This is a genomic window from Afipia felis ATCC 53690 (genome assembly GCF_000314735.2).
GTDB lineage: Bacteria > Pseudomonadota > Alphaproteobacteria > Rhizobiales > Xanthobacteraceae > Afipia > Afipia felis.
This window is the reverse complement of the sequence record NZ_KB375270.1, coordinates 3,181,714-3,198,040: the sequence shown is the minus strand read 5'-3', so window position 1 is coordinate 3,198,040 and position 16,327 is coordinate 3,181,714. Positions and strand designations below refer to the sequence as shown.

The following is a 16,327-nucleotide window of genomic DNA, read 5'->3' as shown; positions in this document are numbered from 1 at the left end:
CCGACATATTTTTGATTTTCAAATGCATTGCAGAAGGTGGCCGACTACTCGGCCGCCTCTCCCATTTTGTTGCTCGGAGGAAGATTTCCGTTGAGAGTCTCGATGGCGGCATCGAGACCTCCAGATCGGTAGGGAATTCCGGTCGCCTTCAGACCGACTTCAACGGCCGCAAGTGTGCCCAGCACCGAGGCCGCATTGAAGTCGCCAAGGTGGCCGATGCGGAATACTCGATCTGCAAGAATTCCCAGTCCATTACCCAGCGAAGTATTGGTTCGCTCCAAAATTTCCTTGCGTAACCGGTCAGCGGAATGACCCTCAGGCAGTCTCACCGCCGTTAGCGACGATGAATACTCGGCCGGATTGCGGCACTGAATTTCGAAGCCCCAATGCTCAACCGCGCGGCGTGTCGCCGATGCAGCACGGTCATGCCGAGCGAACACTTCGTCGAGCCCCTCTTCTTCGATCAGGTCGAGCGCGACCTTCAACCCCTGAAGGAGGTTCGTGGATGGTGTGTAAGGGAAATAGCCGGTTGCGTTGGCTGCGAGCATCTCGTTCCAGCCCAAAAAGCTGCGGGGCAACTTTGCCTGCTTCGACGCCTCCAGCGCTTTGTTCGAAATCGCATTGAAGGCAATGCCTGGCGGAAGCATCAATCCCTTTTGCGAACCACCAACTGTGACATCCACACCCCACTCATCATGACGAAAGTCGATCGATCCAAGCGAGGAGATAGTGTCAACCAGTAACAATGCCGGGTGCTTGGCGTTGTCGATGGCCCTTCGTACCGCCGCTATATTAGACACAGCACCCGTGGAGGTTTCATTGTGGACGACTGCCACCGCTTTGAACTTGTGCGCTGTATCGGCGAGAAGAGCAGATTCGAGCGCCTTTGCATCAACGCCGCTTCGCCAATCACCTTTGATAAACTCGGGCTTCAAACCAAGAGCCAAAGTCATCTTGCTCCATAAAGTGGAGAACCATCCGGTTTCATACATCAGCACGTGGTCGCCAGCGGACAACGTATTGACGAGTGCCGCCTCCCAAGCTCCAGTTCCAGAGCAGGGATAAATAATGACGGGCCCCTTCGTCTTGAACACGCCGCGGATACGTTTCAGAACATCCAGGCCGAGTTCACCAAACTCTGGACCGCGATGATCAATCGTTGGTTTTGCAATCGCTGCAAGAATGGGTAGAGGCGTATTCGTCGGCCCCGGAATTTGTAGAAAATGACGTCCCGGCATATGTTTCATGTTTTCCTCCCAGATCGCTGATAACCACTACGCTTACGGCAGCCCGTTTCGGCCGTGCTTGCGGAACGCTGGCCGCTCCGTCATCAGTTCGTAATAAGCAGCGACAGCGGGGTAATCCGGCCGTTTCAAACCGGGATGGGTGAGGTTGAACCAGCGGTTGACGACTAGGCCCACGGGAATATCTGCGATCGTAAAGCGATCGCCCATCACATAGGGCCCGTTCTCCGAGAGGTGCTTGTTCAAGAGACCCATAACGTGAATGAGCTCTTTCTGGCCTTGCTCGATGTACCAAGGATGATCGTACGGGGCTTCCCTTAGTTGACCGCCAAGAAATGCTCCGCGAAGTGCATGCGTGACGTCGTATGCGACCCAATCCATCCACTCCTCGATCGCCTGCCGACCAGCCGGATGTTCTGGGTACAGGTCGGTGGCGCCATGTTTGGCGGCGAGATAGCGAACGATAGTGTTCGACTCCCGCATCACGCGATCGCCGTCGATAATCACCGGGACTTGACCCGTCAGATTAAGCTCGAGGAACTCCGGCGTGTCAGTCGGCATGAAGCCGCGGCCGTAATCCTCTCGCGTGAACGGGATTCCGATTTCGTCGCAGACCCACAAAACCTTGCGAACGTTGAAGGAGTTTGAACGTCCAAGAACGCGAAGAGGGGCTGCTGATTTTGAATGAGAAGTCTGAGGAGACTTACTTGGAGTCAGTGTATCGATCATGAGGTATCTCGCTTCGTTGAGAACCTCCATTGAATGATGAGGTCATTTCAATGTAAAATTGAAAGATCGCATCAACTCATGAGTTTTTATTATGAATGTCGGATTACGTCAGCTGAAGGTGTTTTTGGCAGTTGCCAGACACCGCAGTTTCAGCCGCGCAGCTGAAGACATTGGCTCGTCGCAAAGCGCCGTAAGCCTTGCGATCCGGCAAGTCGAAACCGAACTAGGTGTTAAACTGCTCGACCGCACAACACGACAGGTCCGGTTGACGTCCGTTGGTGAAACATTAGTGGCAACAAGCGCCCGCTTACTCAATGAACTCGACACTGTTTTGCGGGAATTGCGCGATATTGGGGTTCAGCACCGAGGCACAGTTGCAATGGCCTGTGTACCCTCAATTGCACGCAGCTTAATGCCAAGGTGCATCGAATATTGCTCGACGAAATGGCCGAACGTCTCTTTTTCAATAGAAGACGTCGCTGCCAAGGAAGTCGTTCAAAAGGTAGTACGCGGAGAGATTGAGTTTGGAATCTCCAGCGGCTTCATTGCAGAATCTGATCTTGAGATTCATACGCTCATGAACGATCCATTCTTAGTGGTTTGTCGTCGCGATGATGTTTTCGCAAAAAAGCGCGCTATTCCGTGGCCTCGACTGGGCGATCGTCAGCTTGTTATGCTGAACAATACCTCAGGTAGCAGACAGCAAATTATTGACACTCTCGCGCGCCTGAAGATTAACGCGCATATCGTTCTGGAACTTGCTCAGCCGAGCTCCGTCCTGGGAATGGTGGAGGCTGGCCTTGGCGTAGCTGTCGTCCCAGAGATGGTGGCGCCCTACGACAGTCACCCTACCTTAACCACCCGACCGCTGATGCGCCCTCAAACGAGTCGGAATATTCTGCTTTTCAAAAGAAGGGACCGATCACTGTCTCCAGCTGGGCTGGTGGTCTGGCAGACACTCTTTGAGCTCTTTGGAAGCGACACGAAGGGAAAAACAAAAGGAGGCATGGCCCGGAAAAAATGAGGCATGGTGTTTAGCGTTAGAAACGTCGCGGTCGGGTTAAAAATTTGTCCCACGGTTGAGCCTGCCAATGTCCGCTAAGGTCTCTCCCGCGTCAGAGTCAAAGTAAGACGCTGAATAGCCGGTGCAGCGAATAGCACCAAGGGCACCATCAGGGTCCAAGAAATCAGCCAAGACTTCATCCAGTGCGCAAAGAGTCTTTCTCCCTGATAACCGAACGTGGCCACGCCGGCAGCCAAGCCACTCGTGACCCCCGACTGAATCATCCCAAAGACGTAATGACTGTATTTACGTGGGACCAACATCGCTTGCCCTAAGCCGCAGCCTTCTTCCGATTCGCCTCCAAACGCTTGTCGACAAGGGCCACGATGGCGTCGAGCACGGGGTGGCTCATGCCAATCTCGCGGGCCGTCAACTGCACCAGCTTGTCGGCCCGTTCGATGTTCGGCGCGCCGTTGTTGAGCGCGCGCGCGGCGGAGGCCGGGCGTGACAGACTTTCCGCTGCCGCGGCGTATTTCTCGAACGGCACCATGTCGTCGCGCGAAGCCCCGAGCTTCACGCAGACATCCACCACGAAATTGTAGATCGAGCGCGATTCCTCGAGATTGGAGTGAACCGCCTCCTGCGCGGTGCGCATGCCGTCCGGCGTGATGCAGCGATAGTTGCCCGCCATCAGCATCGCCCATTTCGCGAGCGGCACGAACAGCGAATCGTGGAAGCGCAGCTTCACCGGGAGCTCGATCTTGCCCTCCGGTGCGTCAAAACGTATCGCCTGGATGTCCCGCTCCAGATTGCGGAGGATTTCGTTGCTCGCCTCGTCATCGAAGCGCGCGACCTTGAAGTTGGTCGGCAGCGTCACTTGCAGGACGTTGACCTTCTCCTCCGGCGGGCGGATCGCCTGCGGGTCGGGACTGCACAACGTCAGCCTACCCGGATCGAAATTCGCCCAGACCTCGGGCGCGGTGTAGGCCGGCTTCAACGGCCCGGCGTCGAGGTTTGGGATGCGCTGCATGTAGGGCAGCGGCGGCATGTTCATGATCGACATGCACGGCACCCGCGACTTCGCGACGGCATCGAGCAGTTCGCGCACGCCCGGAGAACCGTATTGCGGCTCCTGCATCGCAAGACCGATCAGGTCGTAGTCTTTGGGGTTCACGTCGGCGGGACCGGCGGCCGAAACCTTGCCCGGCAATTTCCGGGAATCGATCTCGATCTCGTCCTTGCGGCCGCGGATCGGCATTCGCACACGAAAGCCTTCCGCGTTGATGAGATCGGCCTCCGCCGGCAAGCACACCAGCGTGACGTTATGGCCGCCGAACAGAAGTTTCGAGGCCAGCAGTGAGCCGTAAGAGGCTCCGAGGATCAGGATGTTGCGTTTAGACATAAATATTTCCCAGAATACGTCGTTTATTTTGCAACCAGGGCTGCTAGTTCGTTTGCGCTTAAACTACAGTTGCTAGTTCCGACAGCGTATGGATGCGATGGTCTGGTTGAAACCCTAGCTCATCCATCTGGGTACGGATCGCTTTGAACATCGTCACAGGATAGATTGGCGCATTCGGTTTGACTTCCGCCGCCATCGCCTCCGGCGTCACCCTCTCGATCCATGCAACGTTAAGACCGAAGGCTTTGGCGCCCACAACGTCAAACGGATTTGATGAAACGAAGACCACTTCGCTCGGCTGCACCCTGAGTCTTTTTTCAATTAGCGCATAAGCTGCAGGGGCCGGCTTGAAGATTCGCTCGCTGTCGATGCTAATCGTGGCGTCAAGTATGCGGTCAAGGCCCGTATTCTTCACAAGAGGACCCAGCATATCCGAACTGCCATTCGATAGAATAGCGAGCTTGTTCGGCTTTAACGCATCGAGAGCAACCTTCGCATCCGGATAGAGATCAAGATGAACGTACTTGTCCATGATGCGGTCAAACACCGCCTGATCGTAGTTGAGGCCAAGAAGCTTTAGTGAGTAGACCAAAGACTCCCGCGTCACTACAGAGAAATCCACATAACGCTGCATCATGCTGCGTTGCCACGTATATTCGAGCTGCTTCATACGCCAGACTTGCGTAATGACCTCACCATAGCCAGGGAAGGACTCATCCGTTACGGCGGCGACGGATTGGATATCATAAAGTGTGCCGTAGGCGTCGAATACGAAAGCTTTGATAGTCACGGGCAGACCCATTTTTTTGTTAGGAGCAGGATGGAATGCAGCCCGACGAAATCCGGGCCGCACGGTGTTATGAGGTGGGATCAACGCCGGTGTGGACGCGGACCGTAAAATCCTCAAAACGCGTTTCATTGGCTTTGTCGCGACCGGCGATCAATGAACCGATAACGGCACCGAGGAAACCGAGCGGAAGTGAAACTACCGTTGGATTAACCAGCGGCCACAAAGCATCTGCGCCACGCATTGCCGGCCCTATCATCGCCAGCACGACCGACGAGATAAGACCAAAGCTCATGCCACCGATAACTCCCCCGGTGTTGAACCGCTTCCAGAACAGCGAAAGGATGAGGACTGGGAAGTTGGCGCTGGCCGCAACGCAAATTGCAAGAATCACCAAGACGGCGACGTTAATGCCTTGGGCTAGAATGCCTAGCACGACAGCAAGAATGCCGATCACCACCGCCGAGATGCGAGCAACCATGACTTCGCGCTTAGGATCGATTTTCCCCTGGTTGAGCCAGTTAGTGTAAAAGTCGTGCGCCACAGTGCTTGATGTCGACAGCGTAAGGGCCGAGACAACGGCCAGAATCGTCGCAACAGCGACAGCTGCGACCAGCCCAAGCATCACCTCGCCACCTAGCGTGCCTTTTCCGCCCCCGAGATATTGGGCCAGCAGAGGCAGTGCAAGATTGCCTCCCTTATCTGCTGCGCGAATAACGTCCTGACCAACGAAGTCAGCTGCTGCGAGACCAAAAAGTGTCGTACCCGCGAAGAACAGACCGGCAAGGAACATCACCCAAACGACTGACCGTCGCGCCGTCTTGGCATCCGGCACGGTATAAAACCGTGTCATAACATGAGGGAGTCCCGCGAGACCGAGCACATAGCCAAGTCCAAGGGAAATCTGGTCAAACGGATTTTTAAGGTAGTTGCCGGGCAAAAGGTACTTCGCGCCGTATTTGGCTTCTGCGTTGTCGAACAGGGTCAGCGGATTGAAGTTGACTAGCCGCAGTGCCATTCCCAGCACGAGTGCCCCGGTCGCAAGCATAAAGACGGCCTTGATGATCTGAACCCAAGTGGTGGCGAGCATGCCGCCGAAAGCGACATATACAATCATCGCGATACCGACAAAGATGACGGCCCAGTCATAAGGAATGCCTGTCAACAACCGAACGAGTACTCCAGCGCCCGCCATCTGAGGCATTAGATAGGCGAAATTGACGACAATAGTGCCGGCGATTGTGGCAAGCAGTGAAGACCGCGTCTGCATTCGGCTTCGGATAACGTCACCCAATGTATAGCGGCCGGAATTGCGAAGTGGCTCCGCAACTAAAAAGAGCACAGTGCAGAAAGCGACGAGAGGCCCGATCGCATAGAACGCTCCGTCCATGCCATAAAGCGCCGTCAATCCAGAGAACCCGAGGAAAGCCGCCGCGCTGCACCAGTCGCCAGCCAAAGCAAATCCGTTTTGCGAAGCCGTCAGGCTACTATCCGCTGCGTAGAAGTCCGCGGTTGTCGCTGTACGTCTCGCGGCCCAGTAGGTTATGCCCAGCGTGATAAGGAGAATGAGCGCAAAAATACCGAGGGTAATCATCGATGTTTCCCTGCCGCTTTGAGTTGGGAAACAGCCTTGGCAGCAAGAGGATCAAAGACATCGTTTGCGACGCGAACGTAAATCAGCGCCAGGACCCACGATAGCAGATAGTTTAATGCAATCAGGAGGAAGCCGAGATTGAACGCGCCCCACACGCGCATTCCCATCGTTTCCCTTGCAAATCCGGCAAGTATGACCGGTCCCATGAACGCCACCATGAAGGTGATCGTCATCGGGATCAGATACTTTTTCTTCTCAGCTATCAAAACTCGAATAGAGGCATACGCAGCCCCCGTCAGCGTTATGTCACGCATTGCGCTTCCCCTCGTTGTTCTCTTTTTGAACGAATTATTCGAGTTGCGCGCAGCGGAACATCCGCGCCTCCCGTTTCGCGATTTGATCCCGCTTGTGCGGGTTGGCCGGACAGCGCCGACATTGAACTGTACGAAATCCCCCAAAAGTGACAAAATTGATTAATTCGATGTTCAATATCATTATTTCCGATAGAGAGAGAGTTCCATGAATTTCGACATAGATTGCCTCCGCACATTCCTGATTATTGCTGATACGATGAGCTTTTCACGTGCAGCAGAGTCGGTGGGGCGCACCCAATCGACAGTCAGCCAGCAGATCAACAAGTTGGAAGCTCAGGTCGGCAAGAGTGTCCTCGAGCGCCGCAAGGGCAGAGTCCTTGAGCTAACAAGCGAAGGTACTAAGCTGGTGCAATATGCGCGGCGTATTTTGCAGCTCAACGACGAGGCGTTCGGCTCAATGTCGGATGCGGCTCTCACGGGCTTTGTTAAGCTCGGTGTACCACTCGATTTCTTTGGCCGTGATTTCACCGCTTGGCTGACAGCGTTTAAGCGTTCACATCCGATGGTAGGACTGGAGGTGGAGGCTAACCAGTCAGAGAACCTGCTCAAACGTACAGAGCGTAGCGAGTTCGATCTTGCCTTCTTCAAGCAAGATGCAGGAGCTTCACACGGCACGGTGGTACTCAAAGAACAATTGGTTTGGGTGAGCGGACCATCTTTTGTGCCCGAACGCGAAGGATCGCTGCCCCTGATTCTCTTTCCGGAAGGCTGTGCTTATCGTCGTTCGGCGCAAACAGCTATGAAGAGAGAAGGACGCACCTGGCACAGGAGTTTCGTCGGACCGAGCTTTGAATGTCTGCGGGCCGCTACTATTGAAGGAATGGGAGCCACTGTATTAGCTAGAGCGCTGGTCGAAGCGCCTCTGCGCGTTCTAGGACCTCGTTCAGGACTTCCGCCATTACCGAGCGTGGAAGTAGTTTATGCTTATGGCCGCCGCGCCAACTCACGGGTCGTTTCTGAATTAGCTTTGTTTTTGGCCGACTGCCTCAGTAATTCGGGAGTAAGCAGACCCCCCCAACGCCCCCTCCAACTATCAAGAGCACGAAACACCGCGGCGCGACTGTAACGAGTTGCGTGCGCATTAGAAACATTGCTTACCAAGGCAGCGTTTTGTCGGTGTCTACTCTTGTGCCTTCGCGCGTAAGATTTTGCTGGATTCACACTTGATGTTGGTGGCGGACACTCAGGGAATGAGTCTCCTACATGACCCTTTCTTAAGCTCGCATGCATAATTGATGAGTTCGTGCAAACGAGGGATGTTCGTTGTCATTATTTGGTGTATTTATTTTGGGTCGCGTCTTCAGCGTTCGTGAACGCCTGCTTCAGCCGAATAATGGCGATAGTGATGTCTGCAATGAAGCGGTTGTACAGGAATAGAAGTCCGGTAAGCCCCGCAATTTGCTCCGCTGAGAGCTTCTCCGTCATATTCCGCCAGGCCACGCCAGCGACTTCATCAAAGCCCTTGACGTGATCCCGCGCGATTTTACGAATGCGGCGGGCCGTTTCCTCATATTCGGCGGACAAGACGACCGGTTGCAAAGAGTCCTTGAACGCCAATTCCAAGTAGTCCGGCCAACGCCCCAGCACACGGTAGTCGCTGGCGGGACCGTGATGCAAAGACGCATCCCGAAGATTTCGTAGGATTGTCTGGGTCCGCTCATCGGCTTGATCGGGATCGAGGAGGTTAAACTTCTTCACTCCGGCTGGCAGGCCGTAAGGAATTTTTTGGGCGTCGCGACCGCTCAGCTTTGCAAAATTTCGCCCGCCTGCATTACGCTCGTGCCAGGCCTCGTTGAAGGCGGTGATGAGGATGAGATATTTCGGATTTCCGTAGTTCAGCAGATCGAGTGACGTTTTCAATTCTTCGATGTCGGCTTCTTTCCAACCCATCGCCAGCAACTTGGGCGTCGGATTCGGCATCACGGGACCGGGCACGATCGCGTTCAGACGAACGAGATCAGCGCCGTCCTCAGCATAGCGGGTCGAAATATGTGGCTTGAGAGCGGCCCACGCGTCGGGAATGAAATCAGGAAATTGCGACATCACCCGAATGGCGAAGGCGACCCATGGCACGCGAAGCGTTTTGTGAATGTCCTCGTAAACGTCGGCGAGTGCTCCGGATGCCTGACCATGGTCGACCTGAGGAAACTTGGCCAATATCGTTTTGACTGACATCTTCATCTCCTGTGCGAACGACGATGAATTGGTGCCTTACTTGATGAGACCGGCGCCGCGCGCCCACTTGTACTTCGCACCGAGCACTTCCACGGGAAGTTCGGTCGAGTACGCATAGGCCGGGATGCCATTCTGGTAGAGATATTCGGAGGCTTCCTCGACTTCGACGTCGCCTGCGAGCGATGCGACCATCGGCTTCTCGAAGCCTTGGGCCTTCATCTCATTCTTGATCTGAACCATGTTCTTCGCGAACACCATCGGCGGGGTGACGATCGTGTGCCAGTAGCCGAGGATCAGCGAGTGGATGCGATCATCGGTGAGGCCGAGCTTCACGGTGTTGACGTAGGTGATCGGCGGCTCGCCACCAGTGATGTCAACCGGGTTGCCCGAAGCGCCGAACGGCGGGATGAACTTGCGGAACGCCGCGTCGAGATCGGCAGGCATGGCCATCAGCGACAGGCCGTTGTCCACCACAGCGTCCGACAGCAGCACGCCCGAACCACCGGCACCCGTGATGATGAGGACGTTTTCGCCCTTCGGGGTCGGCAGCAACGGTACGCCGCGTGCGAACTCGAGGAGCTGGCGCAGCGAACGGGCGCGGATCACGCCGGACTGCTTGAAGACATCCTCGTAGATCTTGTCGTTGCCGGCAAGGGCGCCGGTGTGCGACGCCGCTGCCTTGGCGCCCGCTGACGTGCGGCCACCCTTCAGCACGATGACCGGCTTCTTCTTCGACACGCGCTTGGCGGCGTTCGCGAAGGCGCGACCATCCTTCAAGTCTTCGCAATGCATCGCGATGACGTTGGTGTTCTTGTCCTGCTCGAAGAAGGCGAGCAGATCGTCTTCGTCGATGTCCGACTTGTTGCCGAGACCGACGATCGCGGAGACGCCCATCTTCGCCGAACGCGAGAAGCCGATGATCGCCATGCCGATGCCGCCGGACTGCGACGACAGCGCCGCCGAACCCTTGACGTCGAAGGCGGTGCAGAAGGTCGCGCAGAGGTTGGCCGGGGTGTAGTAGAAGCCGTAAATGTTCGGCCCCATCAGGCGGATGTCGTACTTCTGGCCGATCTTGACGATCTCTTCCTGAAGCTCAGGCTCGTTCGCTTCGGCGAAGCCCGACGGAATAAGAACGGCGCCAGGAATCTTCTTCTCGCCGCACTCGGTCAGAGCGCCGGCCACAAACTTCGCTGGGATCGCGAACACCGCGACGTCGACTTCGCCGGGAATGTCCTTGACGCTCTTGTAGGCCTTGTGGCCGAGGATGTCGGCTGCCTTCGGGTGGACCGGATAGATCTCGCCCTTGTAGCCGCCGTTGATGAGGTTCTTCATCACGGAGTTGCCGATCTTGCCGTCTTCGGCCGATGCGCCGATGACCGCTACTGACTTTGGCATCATGATGCGGTTCATCGCCTTGACGATTTCCTCGTCCGAACGAGGAGCAGCCTTCGGCTTGTAGTTGAAGTCGACGACGATGCGCACGTCGGCGGCAATCGCGTCCTTCTTGGTGGCGAACACCGGGTTGAGATCGAGCTCGACGATTTCAGGGAAGTCGGTCACGAGCTGCGAGACGCCGACGATGATGTTGGCCAGCGCGTCACGGTTCACCGGATCGCCGCCACGAACGCCGTGCAGCATTTCCTTGGCCTGGATGCCGTCGAGCATCGACAGGGCGTCTTCCTTGGTCGCGGGAGCGAGGCGGAAGGTAATGTCCTTGAGCACTTCGACGAGAACGCCGCCGAGGCCGAAGGCCACGAGCTTGCCGAACGAATCGTCGGTGATCGAACCGATGATGACTTCGGTGCCGCCGGTCAGCATCTGCTGAACTTGGATGCCCTCGATCTTCGCGTCGGCCTTGTACTTCTTGGCGTTCGCCAGAATCTGGTCGTAGGCAGCCTTCGCAGCCGCGTCGTCCTTGACGCCGACCACGACACCGCCGGCTTCGGTCTTGTGCAGAATGTCGGGGGAGACGATCTTCATCACCACCGGATAACCCATGCCGCCTGCGAGCTTGGTCGCTTCGTCGGCCGACTTGGCCACGCCTTCGCCGGGGACGGCGATGCCGTACGCGTCACAAACCAGTTTGCCTTCCGGCGCGGTGAGGCTGTCACGGCCATCAGCCTTGACCTTGTCCAGAACCTTGCGAACGGATGCTTTGTCGATTGCCCCCATAGACGAACGAACTCCCTGGATTGTTTGATGTTTACTTCAATGGATTATGATTGTTTTTCAGTGATCCCAGATCGGATCGACTAAAGCTTCCGCCCTCCGCACGACCTCCAATCTATCCTCCTGAGTTGAAAGCATGGCAAATGCTCGAAGAAGACGAAGACGAAGATCAGTCTCAGCCGTGGAAGGCTTTAAATCAACAATCCCGCTTTGCTTAGAATTTGAAAAAGAGCTTATGAGACGTAGATGTGTCACTGCTAACAGCCGCACGTCAGTGCAGTCCTCCTATAGGTGATGATCAAGGCTCGTCGTGCGCTATAAGAAGCGTCAGCCGGTGGATGAGAGGCGCCGCAAGCAACACCAACGGCATCATCAGCGTCCACGAGATGATCCAGGCGTTGACCCAGCGCGTGAGAAATAGTCCATGTTCCAGATAACCAACGCTTGCAATACCGCTCGCCACGCCGCTCGTGAGTCCGGACTGAATGGTGCCATACACAAAATGACCGAATCGGCGAGGCAACTTTTTCATGTAACTTCCGCTTGTTGTTCGCTTGTAAACCTGATGGCGTTTTGAAGAAGCCAATTAGTTGACAGCCTGTGTCGGTATTCCGTTAGTGGTTTACGCCTACATTCCCTTGACGATGTTCTCGGCCATCTTCTTGGCATCGCCGAGCAGCATCATCGTGTTGTCACGATAGAACAGCGGGTTGTCGACGCCGGCATAGCCGGAGGCGAGCGAGCGCTTGATGAACATCACTGTGCCGGCCTTCCAGACCTGCAGCACGGGCATGCCGTAGATCGGCGACTTCGGATCTTCTTCCGCCGCCGGGTTGGTAACGTCGTTGGCGCCGATCACGAAGGCCACGTCGGCCTGCGCGAATTCCGAGTTGATGTCCTCGAGCTCGAACACCTCGTCGTAAGGCACGTTGGCTTCCGCCAGCAGCACGTTCATGTGGCCTGGCATGCGGCCCGCGACCGGATGGATGGCGTACTTCACTTCGACGCCTTCTTTCTTCAGCGTATCCGCCATTTCGCGAAGCGCGTGCTGAGCCTGCGCGACCGCCATGCCGTAACCCGGCACGATGATGACCTTCTGCGCGTTCTTCATGATGAAGGCCGCGTCGTCGGCCGAGCCGAGCTTGACCGGACGTGCCTCTCCGCCGCCTGCGGCAGCCGCTGCTCCGCCGGAATCGCCGCCGAAGCCGCCGAGGATGACCGAGATGAAGGAGCGATTCATCGCGTGGCACATGATGTAGGACAGGATCGCGCCCGACGAGCCGACCAGCGCGCCGGTGATGATGAGCGCCGAGTTGCCGAGCGTGAAGCCGATGCCGGCCGCGGCCCAACCCGAATAGGAGTTGAGCATCGAGATCACCACCGGCATGTCGGCGCCGCCGATCGGGATGATCAGCAGCACGCCGAGCACCAGCGCGATGATGGTGATGAGCCAGAAGTCCACCGCGCTCTGCGAGACGATCAGACCGTAGATGAAGAACACCAGCGCCAGCGCCAGCGCGATGTTGATGATGTGACGCGCCGGCAGGATGATGGGCGCGCCGCTCATGCGGCCCGACAGCTTCATGAATGCGATCACCGAGCCGGTGAAGGTCAGCGCGCCGATGGCGACGCCGAGGGACATCTCGATGAGGCTCTGGGCGTGGATTGAACCATGGGTACCGATGCCGAAGGCGGTCGGCGCGTAGAACGCACCGGCCGCGACCAGCACCGCGGCCATGCCGACCAGCGAGTGAAAGGCAGCGACCAGTTCAGGCATCGAGGTCATCGGCACGCGCTTGGCGATCACCGCACCAATGCTGCCGCCGATGGCGACGCCGAGGATCACCAGGATCCAACCGGTGGCGCTGGTCGGCGGATGCGCCGCAAGCGTGGTGGCGACCGCAATCGCCATACCGATCATGCCGAAGAAGTTGCCCTGGCGCGAAGAGGCCGGACTTGAAAGTCCGCGCAGCGACAGGATGAAGAGAACACCTGCCACCAGATAGAGCAGCGCCGAAAGATTAGCGTTCATGGCTTAGCCCCTGCTCACTTCTGCTTTTTCTTGTACATCGCCAGCATGCGCTGGGTGACAAGGAAGCCGCCAAAAATATTGATGCATGCAAAAACCAGCGCGATGAAGCCGAAGGCACGCGCCCACAGCGGGCCGTTGTCGTCGCCGACAAGTGCCACGCCGACCGCGAGCAGCGCACCAACCACGATCACCGAGGAGATCGCGTTGGTCACCGACATCAGCGGCGTGTGCAGCGCGGGCGTCACCGACCACACCACGAAATAGCCCACGAACACCGCGAGCACGAAGATCGACAGCCGGAACACGAACGGGTCGACAATCTCAAGACCATGCATGGCTGGACTCCTTACGCCTTCGGCTGGAAGTTCGGGTGGATGACGGCGCCGTCCTTGGTCAGCGCGGTGGCTTTGACCAGTTCGTCGTCCCACTTCACGGCCAGTGATTTGGTTTCCTTATCGAACATCGTCTCGATGAACGACTGCAGGTTGCGTGCGTACAGGCTTGAGGCCGAAGCCGCGACCTTACCCGCGAGGTTGGTGTACCCGATGATCTTGACGCCGTTGACCTCGGCGATCTCGTTCACCTTCGCGCCCTCGACGTTGCCGCCGCGCTCGACCGCGAGATCGACCAGCACCGAACCGGGCTTCATCGACGCGACCATGTCGGCGGTGACAAGCTTCGGAGCCGGACGGCCCGGGATCAGCGCCGTGGTGATGATGATGTCCTGCTTCTTGATGTGCTCGGCGGTGAGCGCGGCCTGCTTGGCCTGATACTCCTTGGACATTTCCTTGGCGTAGCCGCCCGCCGTCTGCGCGTTCTTGAACTCTTCGTCTTCGACCGCGAGGAACTTGGCGCCGAGGCTTTCGACCTGCTCCTTCGTCGCGGGGCGAACGTCGGTGGCGGAGACGACGGCGCCGAGGCGGCGCGCGGTCGCGATCGCCTGGAGGCCGGCAACGCCGACACCCATCACGAACACCTTGGCGGCCGGCACGGTGCCCGCAGCGGTCATCATCATCGGGAAGGCGCGGCCGAAGGATTCGGCGGCCTCGATCACGGCGCGATAGCCCGCTAGGTTCGCCTGAGAGGACAGCACGTCCATCACCTGCGCGCGGGTGATGCGCGGCATCAACTCCATCGCAAAGCCCGACACGCCGGCGGCGGCCATCGCCTTGAGCGCGGCTTCGTTGCCGTACGGATCCATGATCGCGAGTACGAGCGCGCCCTTTTTATAGGTCGCGAGTTCGCTGGCTTCCGGACGCTTCACCTTGATGACGATGTCGGCGTCCTTCACGGCGTCTGCGCTGACCACGGCGCCCATGGCTTCGTAGTCGGCGTCCAGCAGGCCGGACTTGATGCCCGCGCCCGGCTCGATCGCAACGTCGATCCCCAGCGCCTTGTACTTCTTCACGGTATCCGGCGTCGCCGCAACACGCGGCTCCCCACCATCAACCTCATGAGCTATCCCTAACTTCATAAAGCCTCCCGCCGCAAGGCAACCCTCGCTGACACGATCGGCACTATCGGCGTGAACCGGCCGGCCGCTATCTAGATATTGACATTCCGATCCACGGACGCCGCGCTATAGTGAACGCGACCAGTATGTGAGGATGCACATGACGCAAAAAGCCACCAAACCCGTTATCGAGACGCCGCCTCGGCTGACGAGCCTCGCTCACGGCGGAGGTTGCGGCTGCAAACTCTCGCCCTCGGTTCTCCATGACCTGCTCTCGGCATCGCCGCTCGCTTCGCCGTTCAAGAACCTGCTGGTCGGAAGCGAAACAGGAGATGACGCCGCCGTCTGGCAGATCGATGACCGGACATGTGTCGTGGCAACGACCGACTTCTTCATGCCCATCGTGGATGATCCAACTGATTTCGGTCAGATCGCCGCGACAAACGCGGTCTCGGACATCTATGCGATGGGAGCGAAACCTCTCATGGCGCTGGCTATCCTCGGCATGCCGCTAGGAAAGCTGCCGATCGAAACCGTCCGCGATATTCTGGCGGGCGGCGCGCGAGCCTGCGCGCAGGCGGGAATTCCCGTAGCCGGAGGACATTCGATCGATTCCGCCGAACCGATCTACGGTCTGGCCGTAATTGGCACCTGCCGCCCGGATCAAATCCGGCGCAACAGCGGCGCGCAGGCCGGCGACAGCCTGATTTTGACCAAGGCTCTTGGCGTGGGCTTCTACTCCGCAGCACTGAAGAACGGCCAGCTCGACGCGGACGGCTATCAGGACATGCTGGCCTCGACCACCCAGCTCAACGTGATCGGCACCAGCCTCGGAGAAGACAAAGATGTGCATGCCGTGACCGACGTCACAGGCTTCGGGCTGCTCGGGCACGCGCTGGAAATGGCACGCGGCTCCGACCTGCGCCTGAAGATCGATTGGCCTCGCGTGCCGCTCCTCAAACAGACGGTGGAACTCGCAAAAAAGGGCTTCATCACCGGTGCTTCAAAACGTAACTGGAGCAGCGTCTCCGAAGGGGTCGTCTTACCGGACGACCTGCCGGAATGGCGCCAGCATCTCCTCACCGATCCGCAGACATCCGGTGGGCTGCTGATCGCCTGCACCGCATCCCACGCACAAACCCTTCTGGATCGGATAAAGGTGGCCGGCTATCGGTCCGCATCTATCATCGGCTCCGTCGAAAAGGGGCAGGCCGGTATCGACGTTCGGAGTTAGGCGCAGCGCCGGGGTCGGCCGGATGCGCAACGGATGGCGGAAGAGAGCGGGAGTCGAACCCACCAAGAACCGTCCGACGGTCCTTCCCGGATTTGAAGTCCGGACGTCCCACCAGGGACGATTCTCCTCCA

At 57.7% G+C, this 16,327-nt stretch carries 16 protein-coding genes and 1 tRNA gene; 3 read left to right on the top strand and 14 right to left on the bottom strand.

Features of this window, described 5'->3' with window-relative positions:
- Nucleotides 1–44: 44 nt before the first annotated feature.
- Both HMPREF9697_RS15250 and HMPREF9697_RS15245 read right to left on the bottom strand, forming a co-directional pair.
- On the bottom strand, nucleotides 45–1,247 hold the full coding sequence (locus HMPREF9697_RS15250; protein WP_002718133.1) for a pyridoxal-phosphate-dependent aminotransferase family protein: 1,203 nt from the start codon (nucleotides 1,245–1,247) through the stop codon (nucleotides 45–47).
- A 33-nt stretch (nucleotides 1,248–1,280) separates the two neighbouring features.
- Nucleotides 1,281–1,973, bottom strand: coding sequence for a glutathione S-transferase family protein (locus HMPREF9697_RS15245; RefSeq protein ID WP_002718132.1), 693 nt, complete (start codon nucleotides 1,971–1,973; stop codon nucleotides 1,281–1,283).
- A gap of 91 nt (nucleotides 1,974–2,064) precedes the next feature.
- On the opposite strand from HMPREF9697_RS15245, the gene HMPREF9697_RS15240 reads away from it, so the two are divergent.
- Nucleotides 2,065–2,997, top strand: a complete 933-nt coding sequence (locus HMPREF9697_RS15240; protein WP_002718131.1) for a LysR family transcriptional regulator — start codon at nucleotides 2,065–2,067, stop codon at nucleotides 2,995–2,997.
- Nucleotides 2,998–3,071: 74 nt separating this feature from the next.
- Here HMPREF9697_RS15240 and HMPREF9697_RS15235 read toward each other — a convergent pair whose 3' ends face one another.
- From HMPREF9697_RS15235 to HMPREF9697_RS15215, 5 genes are all read right to left on the bottom strand, one after another.
- On the bottom strand, nucleotides 3,072–3,299 hold the full coding sequence (locus tag HMPREF9697_RS15235; RefSeq protein WP_002718130.1) for a DUF2798 domain-containing protein: 228 nt from the start codon (nucleotides 3,297–3,299) through the stop codon (nucleotides 3,072–3,074).
- Nucleotides 3,300–3,307: 8 nt separating this feature from the next.
- On the bottom strand, nucleotides 3,308–4,378 hold the full coding sequence (locus HMPREF9697_RS15230; RefSeq protein WP_002718129.1) for a ketopantoate reductase family protein: 1,071 nt from the start codon (nucleotides 4,376–4,378) through the stop codon (nucleotides 3,308–3,310).
- A 58-nt stretch (nucleotides 4,379–4,436) separates the two neighbouring features.
- Nucleotides 4,437–5,168, bottom strand: a complete 732-nt coding sequence (locus tag HMPREF9697_RS15225) for a haloacid dehalogenase type II (RefSeq protein WP_009338381.1) — start codon at nucleotides 5,166–5,168, stop codon at nucleotides 4,437–4,439.
- 67 nt (nucleotides 5,169–5,235) lie between these two features.
- Complete coding sequence (locus tag HMPREF9697_RS15220; RefSeq protein ID WP_002718127.1) at nucleotides 5,236–6,759, bottom strand: solute symporter family protein; 1,524 nt, start codon at nucleotides 6,757–6,759, stop codon at nucleotides 5,236–5,238.
- Nucleotides 6,756–7,073: a DUF485 domain-containing protein gene (locus HMPREF9697_RS15215; protein ID WP_002718126.1), complete on the bottom strand. Its 318-nt coding sequence runs from the start codon at nucleotides 7,071–7,073 to the stop codon at nucleotides 6,756–6,758. The genes HMPREF9697_RS15220 and HMPREF9697_RS15215 overlap by 4 nt, the downstream gene beginning before the upstream one ends.
- 205 nt (nucleotides 7,074–7,278) lie before the next feature.
- On the opposite strand from HMPREF9697_RS15215, the gene HMPREF9697_RS15210 reads away from it, so the two are divergent.
- Nucleotides 7,279–8,199: a LysR substrate-binding domain-containing protein gene (locus HMPREF9697_RS15210; RefSeq protein WP_002718125.1), complete on the top strand. Its 921-nt coding sequence runs from the start codon at nucleotides 7,279–7,281 to the stop codon at nucleotides 8,197–8,199.
- A 203-nt stretch (nucleotides 8,200–8,402) separates the two neighbouring features.
- Here HMPREF9697_RS15210 and HMPREF9697_RS15205 read toward each other — a convergent pair whose 3' ends face one another.
- From HMPREF9697_RS15205 to HMPREF9697_RS15180, 6 genes are all read right to left on the bottom strand, one after another.
- The gene (locus HMPREF9697_RS15205; RefSeq protein ID WP_002718124.1) at nucleotides 8,403–9,308 is read right to left on the bottom strand and encodes a halocarboxylic acid dehydrogenase DehI family protein; all 906 of its coding nucleotides are present in this window, start codon (nucleotides 9,306–9,308) and stop codon (nucleotides 8,403–8,405) included.
- A gap of 36 nt (nucleotides 9,309–9,344) precedes the next feature.
- Nucleotides 9,345–11,480, bottom strand: coding sequence for an acetate--CoA ligase family protein (locus HMPREF9697_RS15200; RefSeq protein WP_002718123.1), 2,136 nt, complete (start codon nucleotides 11,478–11,480; stop codon nucleotides 9,345–9,347).
- A gap of 295 nt (nucleotides 11,481–11,775) precedes the next feature.
- Nucleotides 11,776–12,009 carry a DUF2798 domain-containing protein gene (locus HMPREF9697_RS15195; protein ID WP_002718122.1) on the bottom strand — a complete coding sequence of 78 codons (234 nt, stop codon included), beginning with the start codon at nucleotides 12,007–12,009 and terminating at the stop codon, nucleotides 11,776–11,778.
- Nucleotides 12,010–12,105: 96 nt separating this feature from the next.
- Nucleotides 12,106–13,509 (bottom strand): NAD(P)(+) transhydrogenase (Re/Si-specific) subunit beta, encoded by a 1,404-nt coding sequence (locus HMPREF9697_RS15190; protein ID WP_002718121.1) that lies wholly within the window; start codon nucleotides 13,507–13,509, stop codon nucleotides 12,106–12,108.
- 14 nt (nucleotides 13,510–13,523) lie between these two features.
- The gene (locus HMPREF9697_RS15185; RefSeq protein WP_002718120.1) at nucleotides 13,524–13,844 is read right to left on the bottom strand and encodes a proton-translocating transhydrogenase family protein; all 321 of its coding nucleotides are present in this window, start codon (nucleotides 13,842–13,844) and stop codon (nucleotides 13,524–13,526) included.
- Between the two features lie 11 nt (nucleotides 13,845–13,855).
- Nucleotides 13,856–14,983 (bottom strand): Re/Si-specific NAD(P)(+) transhydrogenase subunit alpha, encoded by a 1,128-nt coding sequence (locus tag HMPREF9697_RS15180; protein WP_002718119.1) that lies wholly within the window; start codon nucleotides 14,981–14,983, stop codon nucleotides 13,856–13,858.
- Nucleotides 14,984–15,122: 139 nt separating this feature from the next.
- On the opposite strand from HMPREF9697_RS15180, the gene selD reads away from it, so the two are divergent.
- Nucleotides 15,123–16,196, top strand: coding sequence for a selenide, water dikinase SelD (gene selD, locus HMPREF9697_RS15175; RefSeq protein ID WP_002718118.1), 1,074 nt, complete (start codon nucleotides 15,123–15,125; stop codon nucleotides 16,194–16,196).
- A gap of 34 nt (nucleotides 16,197–16,230) precedes the next feature.
- On the opposite strand, the gene HMPREF9697_RS15170 is transcribed toward selD, so the two are convergent.
- Nucleotides 16,231–16,326: transfer RNA gene (locus HMPREF9697_RS15170), tRNA-Sec, on the bottom strand.
- Nucleotide 16,327 lies beyond the last annotated feature (1 nt).